We start from the raw sequence: 20,649 nt of genomic DNA, 5'->3' as shown, positions 1-20,649 counted from the left end.
CATATGCTATGCCAGATATACTCGTGGTTGAAGATGATGAAAATTTAAATCGTGGAATTACATTCTCACTGAAAAAATCCGGATATGAGGTTTTTTCAGCAGAATCAGTGAAAAAAGCGAAAAGAATTGCAAGTGATCATAATGTGGATGTTACCATTTGTGATGTGAATCTTCCGGATGGAAATGGACTGGAATTTGTAAGGTGGATGAGATGCAATTATAATACATACATTATTTGCCTTACAGCACTAGATCAGGAGATGGATCAGGTTATGGGATATGAAGCAGGGGCAGATGATTATATTACAAAGCCGTTTAGTCTTTCGGTACTTCTTTTGAAAATAGAAGCACATTTCCGCCGCAGACAGGAGAAAACGGAAGCCGGAAAGATGATTTCGGGAGATATCGTATTTATCGCAGGAGAAATGAAAGTCCTGATAAAGAGTCGTGAAATCAGTCTGACAAAAACGGAGTTGAAAATGCTGACTTTTTTTCTGCAGAATCCGAAAAAGATTCTTTCAAAAACACAAATATTGGAAAATGTGTTTGATCTGGAAGGGGATTTTGTGGATGAAAATACAATCGCTGTCAATATCAGAAGACTCCGTGAGAAAATTGAAGATAATCCGGCTGCACCGGTCTATATAAAGAATATCAGAGGTCTTGGGTATATATGGAATCAGGAGGTAAGGCAGTGACAAAGAGATATCGCAAGAAGATCACAGCAGTGCTCTCCTTGGTTTTGCCTGTCATAGTATTGTTTGCAATATTAAATTGCTTTACCACGTATGTGTTTTATGAAGATTATAAATATAAAATGAATCTTATGACAGACATTGTTGCAAAGGAAGAATTTTCAGGGCTGGATGCTGCTTCGGAATTGCTTAAGGATAAGGATATTGAAACCAACGAACAGGGAAGGCGATTATTGGAGCAATATGGATACTGGGGGAATAAAGGGAATGCATTTTATTCGCAATTCCGGCATCAGGTTATGGTGACCGGTGCTGTAAGCACTGTGATATGCGTGCTTCTTTTGACTTTTTTACTTTATTGGAAGAAAAAAGAAGATGCGTGTCATCAGAAAATTTTAGACCAGTTGGAAGAAATTCTGATCAGATTCCGTGAAAATAAATTTGATGCTTTACTGAAAACGGAAAATCCAGCAGAACTGGAAAAATTGAATGACCAGCTTGAAGCAATCGGACATCATATTCAGTTGCTAAAGGAAGAAGCACGGGAAGAAAAAGAGAACACGAAAGAAATGGTTTCTGATATCTCTCACCAGTTAAAGACACCGGTTGCAGCTTTGGATACATGTTTTAGTGTGCTGATGCAGAATGACTTAAGTGCCACAGAACAGGAGGAGTTTCGTATCCGTTGTCGGAGTGCTCTGGATGGGCTGGAGACATTATTGCAGTCGCTTCTTGAAATATCCAAGATGGAAACTGGACTGATTCAGATTAATAAGAAAAAACTTCCGCTTATGGATACTGTCATATCTGCTGTGAACTGTACTTATCCAAAAGCGGATGAGAAAGAAATGGAATTCGTTTTTGACTATGCAAAAGAGCTGGAAACATGCATGGTTATGCAGGATAAAAGATGGCTTGGTGAAGCTGTGATCAACGTTTTGGATAATGCAATCAAGTACAGCCCGGATGGTTCAAAAATATTTATCCGGTTACAAAAAAGAAACGATCTTGTAAGAATGGAAATTGAGGATCAGGGAATTGGTATTCCGCAGAATGAGTATCACAAAATTTTTCAACGATTTTACAGAGGAGGTTCCAGGGAGGTCATGGAAAAGAGTGGTACAGGAATCGGACTTTTTCTATCGAGAGAAATTATCGAAAAACACGCAGGTACGATTACGGTAACCTCCGGCAAAAAGAAAAAAGGAAGCACGTTTGTGATTCAATTACCATATGTTGGTTAAATTTTAAGTGGGCAGAAATCTTACAATTCTGTAAGACTTCTGCTCGTTTTTTGAAAGTGAAATGAAAGATTGCCCTGATACAATTTGGATGTAGGATGAAAAGGAGGCAACACATGAGTGTGATATTAGAAACCAAGCAGCTTTGTAAGTTTTATGGCGCAGGTGAGAATCAGGTCAAAGCGGTCAATCAGGTGGACATTCAGATTGAGCAGGGAGAATTTGTCGCAATTGTTGGAAAGTCAGGTTCCGGTAAAAGTACATTACTTCATATGCTTGGAGGGCTAGACACCCCGACAAAAGGCAGTGTTACTTTAGCAGGGAAAGATTTATACAGGATGAAGGAAGATGCCCTTGCTGTTTTCCGCAGAAGAAAAATCGGATTTGTTTTTCAGGCATTTAATCTGGTTTCATCTGTTAATGTCTGGGAAAATATTGTACTGCCACTGGGGCTGGATGGAAGAAAAGTGGATGAAGCGTATGTAAATGATATTATTGCAACTCTGGGGATTGAAAACCGGATTTATAATCTCCCAAATCAGTTATCTGGAGGACAGCAGCAGAGAGTAGCAATTGCAAGAGCACTGGTGAATCGTCCGGAAATTATATTTGCAGATGAGCCGACAGGAAATCTTGATTCTAAGACCAGTGATGAGGTAATCGCCCTGCTTAAGATGACAGCAAAAAAATATGGACAGACAATTGTAATGATTACCCATGATGACGAAATTGCACAGGTCGCTGACCGTATTCTGGTGATTGAGGACGGACAGGTGGTGGATTTCAGATGAAGACAATAAGCAGGATTGCATATAGCAATGACAAAAAGAACAAGACAAGAAGTATACTGATTATGATGTCCATATGTCTGACCACGATGCTGCTTGTGATTATCAGTACTGTGGGAAATGGAATGATCCGTTTACAGAAAAGTCAGGCGGCAGGTTCATATGGAAGCAATTATGGTCTGTTTGTCTCAGCAGATGCCTCGCAGTTAAAGGAAGTAAGCCGCCGTGCAGAAATAGATGCAATAGGAATTATGTGTACAGAAGGTATCATAAAAGGCAATGAAAAAGGCGGGTTTGTCTGCATGGATGAGACTGCAAGAAAAATGCTTCCCTATAATAAAGAATATGAGTTGAAGGAAGGAAAGTATCCGGAAAAAATGCAGGAAATTGCCGCAGGAAGAGCATTTTTTCGTGCAATGGGGTATGGTGATGTAAAGGTCGGAGATACGGTTACACTGGATTACCGCGCAGGGATGCAGTCAGAATATAAGCCGGAAGAATTTGTTGTCAGCGGAATCCTATATGACCGGGATGAGTATACCATCGAGGCATCTTATGTTGCTTTCGGGTCACAGGAGTTTTATGATGAGCACGTCGCAGAGAATGACAGACAGTATAATATCTATTTTACGTTAAACGATTCTGCAAATGTATCTATGAATAATATTGAACCGGTTATAAAGCAGATTGCAGCATCTTGTGGAATCGAAGAAAAAAACGTTATAGTCAATGATCTCTATTTGCAATGGATCTTGCAGCCGAGTTATGAAACGATTGCGGTATGTGGAATTCTGATTCTTGCAATTGTACTTTTCTCTGTTGTGGTCATTTATAATATTTTTCAGGTCGGTATTGTCAACAAGATACAGGAGTATGGAAAAATCAAGGCTCTGGGAGCGACAAAAAAGCAGATGAAACAACTGATCTTCAGAGAGGGTATGTTTTTGACAATTTCTTCCATACCGGTTGGGTTGCTTCTTGGTTTTCTGATTGCAAAATGCGGTTTTAACTGGCTGGTAGAACAGGGAAACCTTGTATCAACCCAAACTGGCTCTATGGGAGTCCAAAATCAGCAGGTGCCACTGTTTTCCCTGCCTGTTATACTTCTCTGTATTTTCGTATCATTTCTTACCGTTGCTTTGGCACTGCGCAAACCAATGAAAATTGTTTCACGGATTTCACCTATCGAAGCAACACGGTATTTAGAAAATGCAGAAACACACAAAAAAGGAAAACGAAATGGCAGAAAAAATGTCACCGTGTTTTCTATGGCAATGGCAAATATAACGGGTAATCTAAAAAGAACCATTGGTACCATCCTCACACTGGGGCTTTCCTGCGCATTGTTTGTGATTATCTCTAATTATGTAGGAAATATTGATACGGAGCATGAAGCACGTCTTTCCGTTAATCATGGACAATTTGAACTGCAGCTTGACTATTCTGCTGAGTACGATGAAAGATATCCGGAGAATAATCTGGATACGATTCTGACGGATAATCCATTGAATGATTCGCTGATTGAAGAAATCAAAAGCATTCCGGGCGTGACAGATGTCATGACGAGAGAGATTGTCTCTGTAAATCTGAACGGAACAAGATTTCCGGCTGCTATTGTGAGTAAAAAGGATTTTGATTTTATGCGCCAGGACGGGGATATTGGCTCTATGGACTATGATCAGGCGGTAAAGAATGGTGAAATTTTCTTTGGCTGGTCAACGTGGATGGAACAAGATGGATATGCTCCGGGTGAATCCATTGCATTTGACTTTGAGAATGGAAGTGGAACCTATACCTATCAGGGAAAGATTGCAGGATCCTTTGCAAGTGCGGACACTTATCTTGTCATTCCGGAAGGTGTATACCGTTCCATGAATCCGAGAGGAACAGCCTATGGCTATCTGTGGGTGGACTGTGATAAAAAAGATGTGGCATCTGTAGAACAAAGTCTGAATACTTTGATTTCTAATACTTCGCATATAAAAATGGATACCTATCATGCGCAGTTACAATATGCAGAAGTCGCAGCCCGCATGATGAAGCTTGGCTGTTATCTGTTTATGGCGGTTGTAGGACTCATCGGTTTTATGAATATGGCAAACACCATGATTATGAATATTACGACAAAAAAGCAGGAATATGGTGTATTGCAGGCTGTGGGTATGACAAATAAACAATTAAATTTATGCCTGCAGTTACAGGGACTGATTTTTACGGTTGGCACCATATGCGTAGCTTTGATCATTGGTCTGCCGCTCGGCTATGCACTTTTTTCCTATGCAAAACATAATGGAATATTTGGAATGAATGTCTATCATGTTCCGATTACACCAATTCTTGCTATGATTTTGCTGGTCGGTCTTTTGCAGATTGTGCTTTCCTGCGTTTTAAGCAGTAATCTGAAAAAGGAAACGCTGGTAGAAAGAATAAGGTATCAGGGATAGCAAGTAATATGTAATGAACTAGGTCTTAACGAAGAGGAGAAATAGATAACTTCCATTTTGTATGTATGATAAATCTAAACAGTATTTTAGAAAGTCCGGTTTATATAAGCATATGAAGTTCAGAGATATTGATGAAGCTATATTAGATGGTGTAAAAGAAAAACTTCTTGAAGGATTCAGAAATGAGGAAGAATTCGGCTACATGACAGGATATGAACCGTGGGAGAAATTAATTTTTGACAGATAAGTTTTTTGAAAACTGTCGTTTGGTAAAATTTATTCCATTTTTAAAAGCTTTGCGATAAAATATGTTCTGTGAGACGGTTGTTCTTACTTTCCAAGGGCGCTAAAGGTCCGGTGGACCTTTGTTCAGCGCGGACCGAAGTGGAACGGAGAATGGTCGACAGCAGAAAAGTGAAGGTGGACTTCTCTCAGGAGGATATGGATTTATCTGAATTTAAAGGAAAAGCGACATATGAGCAGATAAAGGCATATGTACTGGAGCAGACGGGACTTAAGGTTTCATCACTGTATATCGCACAGATTAAGAAGAAGTGTGGATTGGATGTCGGTGAGAACTTTAATCTAGCTAAATCAGAGAATGCAAGGTAGCCTAAGTGTACACCAGAAAAGGAATATGCAATTATGCAGGCGTTTAGGCATTTTGGAATCATATAGGTTGTGGATAAACAGCATCATGTGTTAAAAATATGGTGAAGTATGGGTAAAAAGGACATTCCAGAACTGTAGATTTTACAGGTCAGGGGATGTCCTTTTTGCTGATATGGAAGTGTTCAATGGACAAGGTAATGATACTGAGAGATATTAAGACTGATAGGAATGATATCTATCTTATCTATTGTTACTTGTTCTGATTTCTCCATTCCCGTGGGGAGACACCATAAATATTTTTAAATGCACGGGAAAAATGAAGCTGATTTTCGTATCCGACAGCGGAACCGATGTCCGCAATAGATAAGGATGTCAGCTTTAACAATTCGGTAGCCTTTACCATGCGGTAGTTCATAAGAAATTCCTGCGGAGAGCGGCCAATAGAGTTGCGGAAGATTTTTCCGAAATAACTCCGGTTGATGCCACATACCGCAGCGATATCTTCGATCGAGATATTATTCTGAAAATTCTGTTCCATATAATTGATCGCTTCTTTTATATAATAATCACTCATGCGCCCACTGGAGATCAGCGTTGCTGACTTTGCCGACTGCAGCAGATAATCCAAAAACAGATACAGATGCCCGATCAGATGGAAGGAGGATTCCTGCGGATGATTGACGATATAAAGCATTTCATCGGCAAGTTTTTCCCGTAATTCTTTGGAATGGGAATGATAAACGGGCGCGTCTTTGCACAAATCTGTGACACTTAAAGCCTCTTTTACACGTAAGCCGTCAAATTCGATCCACATATATTCCCATGGAAGCTGTTCATCGGCAATGTAAGTATTGATCTGCCCCGGGAAAATCATAAACCCCTGTCCGCTTTTTACAGAATAGGTCCGTGTTTCTCCTTTGGAATTGTCTGCCATGAGTGTTCCGGTTCCGGAAAGAATGTAGTGAAACAGGTAGTGGTTGCGTGTTGCAGGTCCGAAAGAATGACCGGGATCACACTGTTCGTATCCAAACTGATACATGCACAGATCAATAAAATTTTCATTTGGAAAAATATTAAAAAATGTATTACTCATAAAACACTCCTTATATACCAAAATGCGATATTAGTATCTATTATAGCACAAAATATTGCATTTAGGTATAAAATTAAAAAAATATGGGTATTTAAGGACGCATAAAGGTATGTTATAATTAGATTATCAAAAAGGCAGGCGTATATATTTAAGAAAAGGAGAGAGGAATATGGCAAAAAGGAATATTTTCCGTGGTCTTGCGGCTGTGCTTGCACTTGGTATGTGTATGACAGGACTTGCTGGATGCGGAAGCGAAAAAAGGGCGGATGGAAAAACGGAGATTGAAGTGGTTTCCTACAAACCAGAAGCAGTTAAGGCATTTGAAAAAATTGAAAAGCGGTTCAATGAAACACATGATGATATTCATTTGACGATTTCATCTCCAAATGAAGCAATGACCATTTTAAAAACACGTTTTATCCGGGAGGATTATCCAGATATCATCGCAATCGGAGGAGACATCAACTATTCCAACTTTTTAGATGCAGATCTGTTTGATGATATTTCCGATCTGGATGAAGTCCAGACCGTAAAACAGGCATATCTGGATATGGATAAGGAACTGGAGTTTATTCCAAAGGATGGCACGTATGCACTTCCATATGTGGCAAACGCGGCAGGAATTTTATATAACAAAGATCTGTTTGAGGAAAATGGCTGGAAAGTTTCGACCACCTGGCAGGAATTTACCACACTGTGTGATGAAATAAAACAGAGCGGAACACTTCCGCTGTATCTGGGATTTAAAGATACCTGGACCTGTCTGGCTCCGTGGAATGCGCTGGCGGTCGGACTTACCGATTCGGACACCTGCAATCAGGTAAATATGGGAAATACCACATTTTCCGATACGTATGGACCGGTAGCAGAAAAGATGCGTGCGCTTTTGGATTACGCCGAAAAAAATCCGTATGCATACGGTTATAACGATGCCTGTACAGCATTTGCCCGTGGGGAAGCTGCCATGTATCCGATCGGAAGCTATGCAATTCCGCAGATTAAATCGGTCAACCCGGACATGAATATCGGCTCTTTTACATTTCCTGCAAATGATAACGAATCAGACAATGTATTAAATTCAGGAATTGATCTGCAGTTTTCCGTAATGAAAGCATGCAAAAATAAAGAGGCTGCATATGAAGTTTTAAAATATCTGTATGACGATGAGACCATTCAGATTTATCTGGATGATCAGGGCGGAATTGCCTGCAAAGACGGGGATTTTGCAATTCCGGAAACACTCAAGGATATGCGTCCTTACATTGAAAACAACCGCATGGCAGATTATCAGGATCACCATTATCCGAGTGAGATGAGTGTGGATGCCATGATCCAGACGTTCCTGCTGGATACAAGCGATAATGCACAGGAAAAGTTTTTGAAAAAATTTGATTCCGACTGGAAGCGCTATAACCGGGATCTGATTCGGAAAGTACAGGATTATCAGAAAGAACAGGAGGATGCACAATGAAAAAGAAAATGTCAAACAGGGACAAAACATTCTGGGCGGTTATCATACCGGTTGTAATCTTATTTTTTGCATTCAATACACTTCCAATGATCAAAGGTGTGATTTATAGTTTTACCAATTATAAAGGATACGGAACTTACGATTATGTCGGGTTCCGGAACTATGCAGATCTGTTTACGGATTCCCGCGTGGGAAAAAGCTATTTGTTTACGTTTAAATATGCACTGGCAGGAACGATACTGGTAAATGTGCTAAGTCTGATCATGGCCGTTGGATTAAACAGTGCAATCCGTTTTAAAAGTGCACTGCGCGGTATTTATTTTGTGCCGAATATTTTAGGAGGACTTGTCATCGGTTATATTTTTAGTTTTATTTTTACTTATATTCTTCCAACTGTGGGAAATGTGTTCCATATTGGATTTTTACAGAACAGTATTCTTGCAAGTGAAAAATACGCATGGATTGGTGTGCTGATTGTTGGTGTATGGCAGGCAGTTGCCATGAATACCATTATTTATATTTCAGGTCTGCAGACCGTCCCGGAGGAAGTTTACGAGGCGAGTATGCTTGATGGAGCAAGTAAATGGAAACAGTTCTGGAAAGTAACCTTTCCACTGGTTATGCCGTTTGTAACGATCAATCTGGTGCTGAGCACAAAGAATTTCCTCATGGTATTCGATCAGATTATGTCATTGACCAAGGGAGGTCCGGCACAGAGCACGGAATCCATTTCTTATCTGATATATAAAAACGGTATGGATGGCGGACAGTTTGGATTCCAGAGTGCAAATGCAGTTATATTCTTTATTGTGATCGTGGCGATTTCACTTTTCCAGATGACAGTTATGAATAAGAAGGAGGAGCAGTTATGATGAAAAAAAAGCAGAAAACAAACTTAGTACTTACAATTGTTCTGATTCTGGGGACATTAACTGTATTTTTCCCACTGTATATGGCAGTGATTATTGCATTTAAGAAACCGAGTGAGATGACAAACGATGTGGCGGGTGCACTTTCTTTCCCGAAACAATGGAGTTTTGAAAACTTCCGTCAGGCAATGGAAGTGACCGATTTCTGGCGTTCTCTTGGAAACAGTTTACTGATCACTCTGGTAACGATCGTACTGGCAATTCTGATCCACTCGATTGCAGGCTATGTGATCGGGCGGGGCATGGCAAGAAGAAAAAGTTTCCGTTTTATCTATCTGTATATTGTCAGTGGTATGTTTGTTCCATTTTCCATCTTAATGATGCCTCTGGTAAAACAGACGGCACACATGGGACTTGGAAACCGTGCCGGTGTCATCGTGTTGTATCTGGTATTTTACATGCCAATGAATGTCCTGCTTTACAGTGGATATTTAAAAAATATTCCGGAAGCACTCGAAGAAGCAGCAGATATTGATGGGGCAAGTACCTGGACGACTTACTGGAGAGTGGTATTCCCGATGATGAAACCGATGCATGCGACGGTTGCGATTCTGACAGCCCTTGGAACATGGAACGATGTTATGACACCGCTTGTGATCATGTCCGGAACCGGACAGAATACGCTGCCGCTTGCACAGCTTAACTTCCAGACACAGTTTGGAACCAATTACAATCTGGCGTTTGCCTCCTATATTCTGGCACTGATCCCGATCATGATCTTTTATATGATCTGTCAGAAACAGATTTTGAATGGTGTGGCAAACGGCGCAGTCAAAGGATAAAAAATAAAACGAGGTGGCTTCTATGGCAATTATATATCATCCAAATAAAAAAATCTTTACCCTGCATACAGCGCATACAACTTATCAGATGCAGGTCGATCCACTGGGATATCTGCTGCATCTGTACTATGGAGATAAAACAAACAGCCCCATGGATTATGTTTTAACCTATGCAGACCGTGGATTTTCCGGAAATCCTTATGCAGCGGGCATGGACCGCACCTATTCGCTGGATGCGCTGCCACAGGAGTATCCTTCCATTGGAACTGGGGATTACCGCAATATTGCGCTGAATATCAAAAATGAAAAAGGGGTGGAAAGCGCAGATCTGCTTTTTAAAAGTTATGAGATCCGAAGCGGCAAGTACCAGTTACAGGGACTTCCGGCTGTCTGGGCAGACAAAGAGGAAGCACAGACACTGGAAATTGTCCTTGCAGACGAAAACGCACAGGTTGAAGTTCATCTGCTGTATGGTGTTTTGGAAGAAAACGATGTCATTACAAGGAGCGTCCAGATTAAAAATACGGGAACTGGGCAGATTACGATCGAAAAGGCAGCGGCAGCCTGTCTGGATTTTGTACAGGGAGATTTTGATGTCCTGCGGTTTTATGGAAAGCATGCCATGGAGCGCAATCTGGAGCGTACGTCGCTGGGGCATGGAACCATTGCGTTTGGCAGCCGCAGGGGAACGTCCAGCCATCAGTATAATCCGGCAGTGATTTTGGCAGAAAAAGGAACAACAGAGACCGCAGGCATCTGCTATGGAATGCTGTTTGTATACAGCGGAAATTTCTCCTGTGAGGCAGAAAAAGATCAGTTCAACCAGACGCGCCTGCTTCTCGGTTTAAATGAAGAACTGTTTTCCTATCCGCTTGCGAAAGGAGAAACCTTTACGGTACCGGAAGTCATTTTGTCTTATTCGGCAGACGGATTGTCTGCACTGTCGCAGCAATATCATAACTGCATCCGCAACCATGTGTGCCGCAGCAAATATGTCCATATGCAGCGCCCGGTGCTGATCAACAGCTGGGAGGCAGCATATTTCGATTTTACGGGAGATACGATCGTGGATCTGGCAAAAGAAGCTGCTTCCCTTGGAATTGATATGGTAGTGATGGATGACGGCTGGTTTGGGAAAAGAAACGATGATAATTCTTCCCTAGGGGATTGGCAGGTCAATGAAAAGAAACTGGGGGGAAGCCTGGCAGAGCTTATTACCCGTGTGCATAATCAGGGGGTGAAATTTGGCATTTGGATTGAGCCGGAGATGGTCAATGAAGACAGCGACCTTTACCGGGCACATCCGGACTGGGCAATTCAGATTCCGGGGAAAAAGCCGGTGCGCTCGAGAAACCAGTTACTGCTTGATTTTTCCAGAAAAGAAGTGCGCGACTGTGTATTTGATCAGATTTGTGCCGTGCTGGATCAGGGAAAAATTGATTATGTCAAGTGGGATATGAACCGCAGTATGGCAGATGTCTATGCCGGAAATCTTTCCTATGATTACGTGCTTGGTGTTTATAATTTTATGGAGCGCCTGTGCAGCCGGTATCCGGATCTTCTGCTTGAGGGATGCAGCGGTGGCGGCGGCAGATTTGACGCAGGAATGCTTTATTATTCCCCACAGATCTGGTGTAGTGATAATACCGATGCAATCAACCGCACAAGGATCCAGTACGGAACGTCGTTTTTCTATCCGGTTTCCGTAATGGGGGCGCACGTTTCAGCGGTGCCGAACCACCAGACCGGACGGGTGACAAGTTTCCACACCCGAGGGGTGACGGCGATGGCTGGAACCTTCGGTTACGAATTAAACCCGGCGCTTTTATCCGATGAGGAAAAACAGCAGATCCGGGAACAGATTAAAACATACAAGAAGTATGAAACGCTCATTAACGAGGGAACCTACTGGCGGCTGTCCGATCCGTTTATGGATGAAATTGCGGCATGGATGACGGTGTCAGAGGAACAGGATCATGCATTAGTCAGCGCAGTGCGTCTTAGGGTAGAGGCAAATCAGGCAGCCGTTTATGTCCGCCTGCGTGGGTTAAAACCGGATGCCGTGTATCTGGAAGAACAGAGCGGTAGACAGTATTCCGGTGCAGCACTGATGCATGCGGGAATTCCGCTTCCGCCGTTTACCAGAGAATATGAGGCGTATCAGTTTGTTTTTACAGAGCTGAAAGAGGCTGGAGCATTATACGAAAAAGTATAGAAATGGTGTGAGAGGAATACCAAAAATCGCATGGTCATCAGCATTTACGGTGGCTCCGGTTCCGGAAAAACAACACTTGCCACGGCATTGCAGCAGTATTTTTTTAATGACGGCAGGGGCTGTTACCTGCTCTCGGACGATGATTATCCACACCGGATCCCAAAACGCAACGATGAAGAACAGCTGCGTGTGTATAAAGAAGCCGGGGAAGACGGACTGCGAGGATATCTCGGAACAAAGAAAGAGATTGATTTCGCCCGGATCAATGAAGTGCTTGCGGCATTTCATGAGGGAAAAGATACGATCACGTTGCGGCATTTGGAACGGAAAGATGGCGAGATTTCATCGGAAGAAACCGATTTTTCCGGAATATCTGTATTGCTTCTGGAGTGGACGCACGGAGGCAGTGACGATTTACATGGTGTGGATCTATCCGTCTTTCTGGAAAGTTCCCCGGAGGAGACAAAGGAGCGGCGCATCCGCAGAAACCGCGACGAGAATGCCGCAAGTCCGTTTATCTGCCGTGTGGTGGAACTGGAACAGGAAAAACTCGAAGTGCAGCGCAAAAATGCAGGATGTATTTTCTTCTTTTTACATTCTGCCGAGCCTGTACCATTCCGATCTCGACCGGGGATTTTCCGTGATCGACTATGACCTGAATGAGCAGCTTGCCGACCGGGAAGACCTTGACCAGTTAAAGAATATGGGAATCAATCTGAAACTCGATTTTATTTTAAACCATGCTTCCGCACAGTCCCCACAGTTTCGGGATCTTGTGGAAAAAGGGGAGGCTTCTGCATACCGCGATTGTTTCATCGATTGGAACCATTTCTGGGAAGGGCATGGCAGACAGTATCTCAGACAGATGGATGTAAACATCCAGTCACCAAAAGTGTGGGAGTTTTATCGTGAAACACTGGAAAAAATAGCCTCTTACGGCGCGGCGATTGTGCGGCTGGATGCTTTTGCCTATGCGCCGAAGACACCGGGGAAAAAACTTTCTCAATGATCCGGAAACGTGGGAACTTTTACAGAAGATCCATGCGCTGGCAGAACCTTTGGGACTTACGCTTTTGCCGGAGATCCACGCAGCGTATGATGAAAAAATATATGAGACACTTGCAGAAAAAGGCTATGCAACCTATGACTTTTCCTGCCGGGACTGGTCATTGATGCGATTGAGAACCGGCGGGGAACGCACCTTGCGGCATGGGCGAAGGAGATTGTGGAAAAGAAGATCTCCACGGTCAACATGCTCGGCTGTCACGACGGCATCCCGCTTCTGGATTTAAAGGGACTGCTTCCAAAAGAGGAGATCCAGTCGTTAATTGACCGGATTGTATCCCGCGGAGGCATGGTCAAAAATTTACATGGACAAAAGAATCTGTATTATCAGGTAAATGCCATGTACTACAGTGCATTTGCAACATTACATATATATGAGAGTATCTACTGCCATGCAGGTGGACGCGAACATGAAGCAATCCTTAGTGTAGAAGACTGGAAAACTGCATAGAAAATAAGAAAAAGAACTGGTGTTAAAAGAATAAAGACAATCAATTAACACAAGAGGAGTTTGGTAAATTATTTCATGTTACCAGGCAAACTGTTTCAAATTGGGAAAACGGAAAAAGTTATCCTGATTTGCAAATCCTTGTAAGCATGAGTAATCAATTGTTATGACGCCGACTAAATGGATTGAACAGAATATAAAATGTAGTCTTTTTCTTTTATTCCATATAGCTCGCACCCAGTGCTCTTTAAGATAAAGTAGAAATAGTGCAATTTTCACATGATATTATACAAGAATTACATAGAAATATATCGTATTATTGATATGGTATTCTTGAATTGTATGTGAGGAGAAAAACTATGGCAGCGGAAAGAAAAACATTAACACAGCTATCTGTGCCAATATGCTTAGAAACTTTATTTTATATGCTTTCAGGTATGGTTGATACGCTTATGCTATCATCTGTAAGTGATCAGGCTGTAGGAGCAGTGGGAACAGCAAATACATATATAGGTGTTTTTATTATTATGTTTGGAGTAATATCATCGGGTATGATAGCCGTTATGTCACAAAATATCGGAGCTGGAAGACCGGGGATAGCATATCAGGCAAGGCAACTTGGACTTATATTCAACGCATTGATAGGTATCGTAATGTCTGTCGTTCTTGCTACTTTTTCTGGTGGGATATTTAGAATCGTAAGTATTGCTCCGGCTTTGCTTGAGCCGGCTGAAATATATCTTAGAATTGTTGGCGGCGCATGTTTTTTAAATGCACTGATTCCTATTTTCTCCAGTTATTTGAGAGTGTTTGGATATACAAAACATTCTTTGATAGGAACTGTTGTTGGAAATGTTCTCAATATAATACTTAATTCAGTATTTTTATTTGCATTCAACTGGGGTGTGATGGGAGTTGCTGTTGCCACGGTTATTTCGAGAGTTGTAAATCTTATTATTGTAGCCGGCATGGGGGCTGTACTTATAAAAGCAAAGCAGAGTCCTGAGCGAATTACATCAAGAAAGATATTTGCACAGATTGTTAAGATTGGTTTTCCTTCTGCGCTTGAAACAGCACTTTACAACATCGCAATGACATTTATAGTGCGTTTTATGAATCAGATGGATGTGGATGGAATGAATGTTACAGCGCGTTCATATGCGATACAGATTGCAAATTTCTCGTATTGCGTGGGAGCTGCCCTTGCTCAGGCAAATGCAATTATGACCGGCTGGAGAATTGGAGCAAAAGAGTTTGAGGAATGTAACAGGGGGACGAGAAAAGCTGCGATATATGGTATCATCACAGCGACATGCTTTTCCGTGACCTTTGCATTTGCCGGACATTTTATCGTGCATATATTTACGGATGATACACAGATGATAAATCTTGTGGTAAAGTTGTTAATAGTAGATATATTTCTTGAACTTGGAAGGGTAACAAACCTTGTATATGGGCAGGCGTTAAAAACGAGCGGAGACGCATTTTTTCCGGTTATATTAGGTGCGATATTTATGTATTTGTTTGCAGTTGGCGGAACCTATTTTCTTGGAATACACATGGGACTTCTGGCTGTAGGAGCATATATTGCTATGGCAGGTGACGAATGTGCGAGAGCAGTGGGAATGGTACTTAGATGGAAGAGTGGAAAATGGAAGAGTAAAGGTCTTGTAGAAGTATAGGAGAGAGTATGTACTTTGAATTAAAGGAAAATAAACCACATGGTACAAAGGATGATCCGTTTAGTACATATCATATAAAAAATGAAGGACGATCATTTCAGATACCGGTTCATTGGCATGATGAACTGGAAATTATATATGTAAAAAGTGGTTTTTGACTGTAAGTATATCAGGAGAAAATTATGTTGGAACCCCCGGGGATGCTTTTGTAGTGTCGCCGGGTAATCTGCATTTCATGGGTTCACAGACTGGTACAGTGGATTACTGAGCCCCAAATAACTGCTCAGATAAAGACAAAAATAATTCTTTTACAGTTTATTCTTGAAATGTGGGAGAAGGGCTTTGTAATCGAAAATGATAAAAGCGGGAGAAATACGATAGAAAAAGAAATGATTTCATATATACAGCAGAATTTTATGGAAAAGATATCATTAAAAGAATTTAGTGAGCAGTTTCATCTTTCGGAAAAATATATATCGCGATATTTTAAGGAACATTTTCATATTACCCTTTCGCAATATATAACACATTTAAGGTTAGAGCATGCAAAACAGCTGTTACAAGATACGGATATTCCTGTTACAGAGATTGCAATGCAGAGTGGATATCAGAATGTAAGCTATTTTATCAGAAGCTTCAGAAAAACATATGGAGTTTCTCCGTTAAAATATAGAAAAAAATAAGCCAGGTATATGATTAGAAAGGAGAGGATATCCCGGTAGAATCAGAAAATCTGCCGGAGAGATATCGAGAATGAGTATGGGAAATAAGAATAAATGGTGGAAAAATGCAGTTGTATATCAGATTTATCCGAAAAGCTTTCAAGATTCGGATGGAGATGGAATCGGTGATATTCCAGGAATTATCAACAGATTGGATTATTTGAAAAAACTTGGAATAGATGCAATCTGGCTCTCACCGGTGTATCGTTCGCCACAGGATGACAATGGATACGATATTTCAGATTATCAGGATATTGAGCCGATGTTCGGAACAATGGAAGATATGGAACAGTTATTTGCGGAGGCAAAGAAACGCGGAATCCGAATTATGATGGATCTTGTGCTGAATCATACTTCAGATGAACACAGATGGTTTTTGGAGGCAAAGAAAAGCAAAGACAATCCGTATCATGATTATTATGTGTGGCGTGACGGAGAAGAAGGTATTTACCCAAATGATATGAATTCTGTGTTCGGAGGACCGGCATGGGAGTGGGTTCCAGAACTGGGACAGTATTATTTTCATCAGTTTTCAGTGAAACAGCCAGATCTGAACTGGGAGAATCCGAAAGTGAGAAGAGAGCTCTATGATATGATTCTCTGGTGGATGGAAAAAGGAGCAGGTGGATTTCGTCTGGATGTAATCGATCAGATTGCAAAAGAGCCAGATCTTAAGATCACAAATAATGGACCAAAGCTGCATGAATTTCTGCGTGAACTAAGCAGAGAAACATTTCAGAAGGGGGATATGATCACTGTTGGAGAAGCCTGGGGAGCAACACCGGAAATTGCAAAGAAATATAGTAATCCAGATGGCAGTGAATTTTCTATGGTTTTTCAGTTTGAGCACATTATGCTTGATCAGGAAGAAGGAAAAGAAAAATGGGATACGATTCCATTGAATCTGGTTAAGCTGAAAAAATGCCTTGCAAAGTGGCAGAATACTTTATATCAGACAGGATGGAACAGTCTGTTCATGAATAACCATGATCTTCCTAGAATCGTGTCGCGTTGGGGAAATGACGGAAAATACAGAAAAGAGTCGGCAACAATGCTGGCGACAATGCTTCATGGAATGCAGGGAACTCCTTACATTTACCAGGGAGAAGAGCTGGGAATGACGAATGTGCAGTTTGACAGCATTGAGGAATATGAAGATATTGAGACATTGAATATGTACAAAGAGCGTCTGGAAAAAGGATATCAGCCAGAAGAAATCATGCAGTCTATCTACGCAAGAAGCCGTGATAATGCCCGTACTCCGATGCAGTGGAGCGGGGATGAGAACGGAGGATTCACAACAGGAGAACCATGGTTTGCCGTGAATCCAAATTATACCAGAATCAATGCCAAAGAGGCACTGGAAGATGAAAATTCGGTATTTTACTATTATCAGAAGCTGATTCGTTTAAGAAAAGAAAATCCAGTATTCGTGAATGGAAAATTTGAACTTCTTCTGCCGGAAGATGAGAGAATTTTCGCCTATACGAGAACAGATGAGCATACAAAGATGCTGGTATGTACAAACTTTACGGATGAGGAAGTTAGCTGCCCATTGCTTGATGAGTGGAAAGCCGGGGAAGTCTGGATCCGGAATTATGAGGACGACAGAGAAGGAAATATATTGCGTCCTTATGAGGCGGTGATAATTGCATTTACTGGCAAATAGATTGAGTTTCTTTTTTGGCATCAAAATTCATTTACTAGCATAAGTGATAGTGAAATTATGTGGATTTCAACTTATTATAAGTGTAAGATAATAACTATTGAAACCGCCGTGTACCGAACGGTACGCACGGTGGTGTGAGAGGACGGGAGCTAATCACTCCCTCCTACTCGATTACTTAATCGAGGATGGCATGGTAGAAACTATCACCAAGATAATGGGCAGTTTCCATCAATCGTTTTGCTGTTTCGTGATAGGTTGGTATCCCAGCTTCCGTAGCAGCCTTTGATAATGACATGCCACTCAGATTAACCAACAGCATTTCTTTTGCACCTTCATAAGGTAATTCATAATTTGCGTCTGGCATAAGTGAAATGGCAGATTTAACAGGCTTTACAAGCAGTCTGTCATCATATATACCACCAACAATTTTTCCACGATAATAGATGATGTACTCCCTCATCATTGCTCTATATGTTATTTCTTCCAGTTCGGATATCTGTTCTAATATAAAATTCAAATACTCTTTATGTGAAGCCATATTCTACCTCATCATATTACATTTTTCTTTATTGCTTCTTTCCTGTTTTTGGTACTGAAAGCACATTATTGACGGCAGGTGCGCATATTTATCCGTTAAAAACAGTAGGAAATTTAATGGGGTTTGTAGGATTTTTCATGTTCCTTGCCTGCATGGCACTCCTGCTTGTGCAGTACGAGCCGTTTTCGGGTGCCAGTGCAGGTGAAAACGCAGTCATGCGTCAGGCGGGCGACCAGAAAGAGGGAAAGCTGTGGCTTGGAGGCTGTCTGCTGGCAAATACTGTATTTCCCTTACTCAGCGCTCTTATATTGTTCCACTTTAAAGTAGACAAAGTGGTGAATGGTTTCTTTATGCAGGGCATGCCGTTGTTTTATGGAGTTTGGGGTACCGTGAATGCCCTGTTTGTAATTTTAACGACAGTAGTCTGGTATCAATGTTATGCCAAAAAGAATGGAATCAGTCTGGATTCGATTGATTTAAAGATTTCTGCGGCTCATCTGGGAAAAACAGTGGCGACAGCCCTGACAGTGACGGGCCTTGCTTTAACATTATTGTTTGTTGTAAAGTTTTTCTTTAATACGGATTTTCGCATCCTGTACTGGGCAGTACGTCCGTTTAATGCCAGACGTCTGCTGGAATCATTGAAGCTTCTGCCGTTGTTCATGGTGGCATATGTAACGGCTTCTGTATTTATTAATTGTCTGAATTTTAATACATCATTTGGCAAGACTGAGAAGAAAAATATTGTGGTTTTATCATTGCTGAATATTTTGTCTCCATTCATCTTAGCAGCGTTGGGGTATGGATATTTTCTTGCTACAGGAGTAAATAGCTTTTATGGAACAAATAACCAGATTTCAGACTGGATGGTGCCGCCATTACTATTGTTGTTTATCACGCCGTTTATTACAAGGGCAATCTACAGGAAAACAAAAAATCCGTACCTTGGAGGAATCATTAATGCAGTAATTGTTACGATTATGACATGTGTAAATGCACAGATTGTATTTCCGACATAGAAATCTGGTTTTGCACCGGAGCCATTCCTGTATGACAGACAGGGATGGATGTCAGAATTTCCTACAGCATATCTAAAAACAGAAAAGGAAATCAATACATATATTTTGGCGGGCGTGCTGCGTTTCACGATGAATGTGGAGTGCAGTGCACCCGCTTTTTCTGGTTATGGATAATAAAATACAGCCTTTTTTTCAGGAAATATGGTAAACAGGTTTACAGAAAGTGCTTCTGTTTCCGGTACTCCGTTGGGGTTAATTTGTAGCGTTTTTTGAATAATCTGCAAAAATAGTCGACGTTATGAAATCCTGTCTCAGAAGAAATGAGACTGACTTTTTTCTCAGTTTTTGAAAGCAACTGACCGGCCTGTTTTAAACGGTAGTTAATGAGATAGTTAACCGGCGTTATATGTAAATATTTCCGAAACAGATTCAAAGCGGTACTCTTACTGACCATTGCCTGTTCTGCAATGTCATCCAATGAGATACTCCGTGAGTAATTTAGATGGATAAATTGCATCATGAGCTGTAACCGGGCTTGAGAAGCGGTTGAATGCTCCTTGTGCTCTTCCTGGTATGAAATGTCTGTGTTTTCAAATATTTCCAGCCAGAGATTCTGAAGGAGAGAACTGGTAAGGAGTTCTTTGGACGAAACGGAATCCTGTGCAGAAATAATTTGCCGCATGATAGATAAAACCTTTGCTTGCCAGCATACTTCTTTATGAAATATGAGAAATGGCAATGGGTAAGAAATGATCGGCAGAATATATTTCTGATAAATCAGGCTGTCGCAAGGGGCAATAAAAGAAGGCATAAATACAAAATTGGGAATGAGGGCTTTTGAGGAAGAATAAAGGCGATGGATTACCTTTGTATTAATGAATATACCATTTCCTTCGGTTAAATTAAATTGGTCTTCTCCAATCCACAAAGTAACGGTTCCGGATTCAATATAAATAAACTCCAATTCTGTATGCCAGTGCCATTCGACACAGTTGAAATCAAAAACTGACAGATCTTCATAATAAAACTGGAAAGGATAGAGATTGCTTCCGTGCTGAATTGTTTCCATCAAATCTTCATCTGTAATGATTTTAGTATAGGTTGTATTTATATTCATAGAAACTTCCTTCTTTGAACCATACTTTACGATATTATACAATAAATTTCGGAAATAAATCAATGAAAACAAAAATATTATGTTATATAATTCAATAAAAAACGAGGTGAAAGAACATG

At 41.1% G+C, this 20,649-nt stretch carries 20 protein-coding genes and 1 pseudogene; 18 read left to right on the top strand and 3 right to left on the bottom strand.

Annotated features, from left to right (window positions below):
* The first annotated feature begins 8 nt into the window (after positions 1–8).
* The 6 genes from DWW86_RS13175 (at position 9) to DWW86_RS13150 (ending at position 5,780) form a co-directional block, all read left to right on the top strand.
* Positions 9–698: a response regulator transcription factor gene (locus DWW86_RS13175; RefSeq protein ID WP_055260753.1), complete on the top strand. Its 690-nt coding sequence runs from the start codon at positions 9–11 to the stop codon at positions 696–698.
* On the top strand, positions 674–1,939 hold the full coding sequence (locus tag DWW86_RS13170) for a sensor histidine kinase (RefSeq protein ID WP_117943639.1): 1,266 nt from the start codon (positions 674–676) through the stop codon (positions 1,937–1,939). The genes DWW86_RS13175 and DWW86_RS13170 overlap by 25 nt, the downstream gene beginning before the upstream one ends.
* Before the next feature lie 113 nt (positions 1,940–2,052).
* Positions 2,053–2,727 carry an ABC transporter ATP-binding protein gene (locus DWW86_RS13165; RefSeq protein WP_006426335.1) on the top strand — a complete coding sequence of 225 codons (675 nt, stop codon included), beginning with the start codon at positions 2,053–2,055 and terminating at the stop codon, positions 2,725–2,727.
* Positions 2,724–5,168: an ABC transporter permease gene (locus DWW86_RS13160; RefSeq protein WP_117943637.1), complete on the top strand. Its 2,445-nt coding sequence runs from the start codon at positions 2,724–2,726 to the stop codon at positions 5,166–5,168. Before DWW86_RS13165 ends, DWW86_RS13160 begins: the two co-directional genes overlap by 4 nt.
* Before the next feature lie 112 nt (positions 5,169–5,280).
* Entirely contained in the window at positions 5,281–5,415 is a 135-nt protein-coding gene (locus tag DWW86_RS13155; protein ID WP_286187729.1) for a hypothetical protein, read from the top strand.
* Positions 5,416–5,564: 149 nt separating this feature from the next.
* Positions 5,565–5,780 carry a hypothetical protein gene (locus DWW86_RS13150; protein WP_353652716.1) on the top strand — a complete coding sequence of 72 codons (216 nt, stop codon included), beginning with the start codon at positions 5,565–5,567 and terminating at the stop codon, positions 5,778–5,780.
* Positions 5,781–6,030: 250 nt separating this feature from the next.
* Here the strand turns inward: DWW86_RS13150 and DWW86_RS13145 are convergent, their stop codons facing one another.
* Complete coding sequence (locus DWW86_RS13145) at positions 6,031–6,873, bottom strand: AraC family transcriptional regulator (RefSeq protein WP_117943635.1); 843 nt, start codon at positions 6,871–6,873, stop codon at positions 6,031–6,033.
* A 169-nt stretch (positions 6,874–7,042) separates the two neighbouring features.
* Here DWW86_RS13145 and DWW86_RS13140 point away from each other — a divergent pair, with 169 nt between their 5' ends.
* The 11 genes and pseudogenes from DWW86_RS13140 (at position 7,043) to DWW86_RS13095 (ending at position 17,856) form a co-directional block, all read left to right on the top strand.
* A complete protein-coding gene (locus DWW86_RS13140) occupies positions 7,043–8,344 on the top strand; it encodes an ABC transporter substrate-binding protein (RefSeq protein WP_117943633.1) in 1,302 nt (433 codons plus the stop codon).
* 8 nt (positions 8,345–8,352) lie between these two features.
* Positions 8,353–9,216 carry a carbohydrate ABC transporter permease gene (locus DWW86_RS13135; protein WP_502696647.1) on the top strand — a complete coding sequence of 288 codons (864 nt, stop codon included), beginning with the start codon at positions 8,353–8,355 and terminating at the stop codon, positions 9,214–9,216.
* Entirely contained in the window at positions 9,213–10,055 is an 843-nt protein-coding gene (locus DWW86_RS13130) for a carbohydrate ABC transporter permease (RefSeq protein ID WP_072521425.1), read from the top strand. Before DWW86_RS13135 ends, DWW86_RS13130 begins: the two co-directional genes overlap by 4 nt.
* A 22-nt stretch (positions 10,056–10,077) precedes the next feature.
* Positions 10,078–12,270 (top strand): alpha-galactosidase, encoded by a 2,193-nt coding sequence (locus DWW86_RS13125; protein ID WP_117943631.1) that lies wholly within the window; start codon positions 10,078–10,080, stop codon positions 12,268–12,270.
* Positions 12,271–12,300: 30 nt separating this feature from the next.
* Positions 12,301–12,924: a uridine kinase family protein gene (locus DWW86_RS13120; protein ID WP_117943630.1), complete on the top strand. Its 624-nt coding sequence runs from the start codon at positions 12,301–12,303 to the stop codon at positions 12,922–12,924.
* The gene (locus DWW86_RS17590; protein WP_330607607.1) at positions 12,911–13,279 is read left to right on the top strand and encodes an alpha-amylase family protein; all 369 of its coding nucleotides are present in this window, start codon (positions 12,911–12,913) and stop codon (positions 13,277–13,279) included. The genes DWW86_RS13120 and DWW86_RS17590 overlap by 14 nt, the downstream gene beginning before the upstream one ends.
* Positions 13,280–13,495: 216 nt before the next feature.
* Positions 13,496–13,786, top strand: coding sequence for a hypothetical protein (locus DWW86_RS17585; protein WP_353652715.1), 291 nt, complete (start codon positions 13,496–13,498; stop codon positions 13,784–13,786).
* 53 nt (positions 13,787–13,839) lie between these two features.
* Positions 13,840–13,953 (top strand): annotated as a pseudogene (locus DWW86_RS13110) (helix-turn-helix transcriptional regulator); the annotation flags it as partial.
* A gap of 189 nt (positions 13,954–14,142) precedes the next feature.
* On the top strand, positions 14,143–15,465 hold the full coding sequence (locus DWW86_RS13105; RefSeq protein WP_117943629.1) for an MATE family efflux transporter: 1,323 nt from the start codon (positions 14,143–14,145) through the stop codon (positions 15,463–15,465).
* Between the two features lie 416 nt (positions 15,466–15,881).
* Positions 15,882–16,148: a helix-turn-helix transcriptional regulator gene (locus DWW86_RS17580; protein ID WP_330607609.1), complete on the top strand. Its 267-nt coding sequence runs from the start codon at positions 15,882–15,884 to the stop codon at positions 16,146–16,148.
* A 70-nt stretch (positions 16,149–16,218) separates the two neighbouring features.
* Entirely contained in the window at positions 16,219–17,856 is a 1,638-nt protein-coding gene (locus tag DWW86_RS13095; RefSeq protein WP_330607610.1) for a glycoside hydrolase family 13 protein, read from the top strand.
* Positions 17,857–18,031: 175 nt separating this feature from the next.
* Here DWW86_RS13095 and DWW86_RS17690 read toward each other — a convergent pair whose 3' ends face one another.
* Positions 18,032–18,394, bottom strand: coding sequence for a TfoX/Sxy family protein (locus tag DWW86_RS17690; protein WP_117943627.1), 363 nt, complete (start codon positions 18,392–18,394; stop codon positions 18,032–18,034).
* A gap of 116 nt (positions 18,395–18,510) precedes the next feature.
* On the opposite strand from DWW86_RS17690, the gene DWW86_RS13085 reads away from it, so the two are divergent.
* On the top strand, positions 18,511–19,413 hold the full coding sequence (locus DWW86_RS13085; RefSeq protein ID WP_117943625.1) for a hypothetical protein: 903 nt from the start codon (positions 18,511–18,513) through the stop codon (positions 19,411–19,413).
* Between the two features lie 214 nt (positions 19,414–19,627).
* Here the strand turns inward: DWW86_RS13085 and DWW86_RS13080 are convergent, their stop codons facing one another.
* Positions 19,628–20,530, bottom strand: coding sequence for an AraC family transcriptional regulator (locus DWW86_RS13080; protein WP_117943623.1), 903 nt, complete (start codon positions 20,528–20,530; stop codon positions 19,628–19,630).
* Between the last annotated feature and the right edge of the window lie 119 nt (positions 20,531–20,649).

The sequence above is a fragment of the Ruminococcus sp. AF17-22AC genome (genome assembly GCF_003460065.1).
Classification (GTDB): Bacteria; Bacillota; Clostridia; order Lachnospirales; family Lachnospiraceae; genus Blautia_A.
This window is presented reverse-complemented; position numbering and strand designations above follow the sequence as displayed.

Coding starts and splice junctions, on each gene's coding strand:
- DWW86_RS13175 (WP_055260753.1), top strand. CDS start 9: ATGCCAGATATACTCGTGGTTGAAGATGATGAAAATTTAAATCGTGGA.
- DWW86_RS13170 (WP_117943639.1), top strand. CDS start 674: ATGGAATCAGGAGGTAAGGCAGTGACAAAGAGATATCGCAAGAAGATC.
- DWW86_RS13165 (WP_006426335.1), top strand. CDS start 2,053: ATGAGTGTGATATTAGAAACCAAGCAGCTTTGTAAGTTTTATGGCGCA.
- DWW86_RS13160 (WP_117943637.1), top strand. CDS start 2,724: ATGAAGACAATAAGCAGGATTGCATATAGCAATGACAAAAAGAACAAG.
- DWW86_RS13155 (WP_286187729.1), top strand. CDS start 5,281: ATGAAGTTCAGAGATATTGATGAAGCTATATTAGATGGTGTAAAAGAA.
- DWW86_RS13150 (WP_353652716.1), top strand. CDS start 5,565: ATGGTCGACAGCAGAAAAGTGAAGGTGGACTTCTCTCAGGAGGATATG.
- DWW86_RS13145 (WP_117943635.1), bottom strand. CDS start 6,873: ATGAGTAATACATTTTTTAATATTTTTCCAAATGAAAATTTTATTGAT.
- DWW86_RS13140 (WP_117943633.1), top strand. CDS start 7,043: ATGGCAAAAAGGAATATTTTCCGTGGTCTTGCGGCTGTGCTTGCACTT.
- DWW86_RS13135 (WP_502696647.1), top strand. CDS start 8,353: ATGTCAAACAGGGACAAAACATTCTGGGCGGTTATCATACCGGTTGTA.
- DWW86_RS13130 (WP_072521425.1), top strand. CDS start 9,213: ATGATGAAAAAAAAGCAGAAAACAAACTTAGTACTTACAATTGTTCTG.
- DWW86_RS13125 (WP_117943631.1), top strand. CDS start 10,078: ATGGCAATTATATATCATCCAAATAAAAAAATCTTTACCCTGCATACA.
- DWW86_RS13120 (WP_117943630.1), top strand. CDS start 12,301: ATGGTCATCAGCATTTACGGTGGCTCCGGTTCCGGAAAAACAACACTT.
- DWW86_RS13105 (WP_117943629.1), top strand. CDS start 14,143: ATGGCAGCGGAAAGAAAAACATTAACACAGCTATCTGTGCCAATATGC.
- DWW86_RS17580 (WP_330607609.1), top strand. CDS start 15,882: ATGGAAAAGATATCATTAAAAGAATTTAGTGAGCAGTTTCATCTTTCG.
- DWW86_RS13095 (WP_330607610.1), top strand. CDS start 16,219: ATGAGTATGGGAAATAAGAATAAATGGTGGAAAAATGCAGTTGTATAT.
- DWW86_RS17690 (WP_117943627.1), bottom strand. CDS start 18,394: ATGGCTTCACATAAAGAGTATTTGAATTTTATATTAGAACAGATATCC.
- DWW86_RS13085 (WP_117943625.1), top strand. CDS start 18,511: ATGGGGTTTGTAGGATTTTTCATGTTCCTTGCCTGCATGGCACTCCTG.
- DWW86_RS13080 (WP_117943623.1), bottom strand. CDS start 20,530: ATGAATATAAATACAACCTATACTAAAATCATTACAGATGAAGATTTG.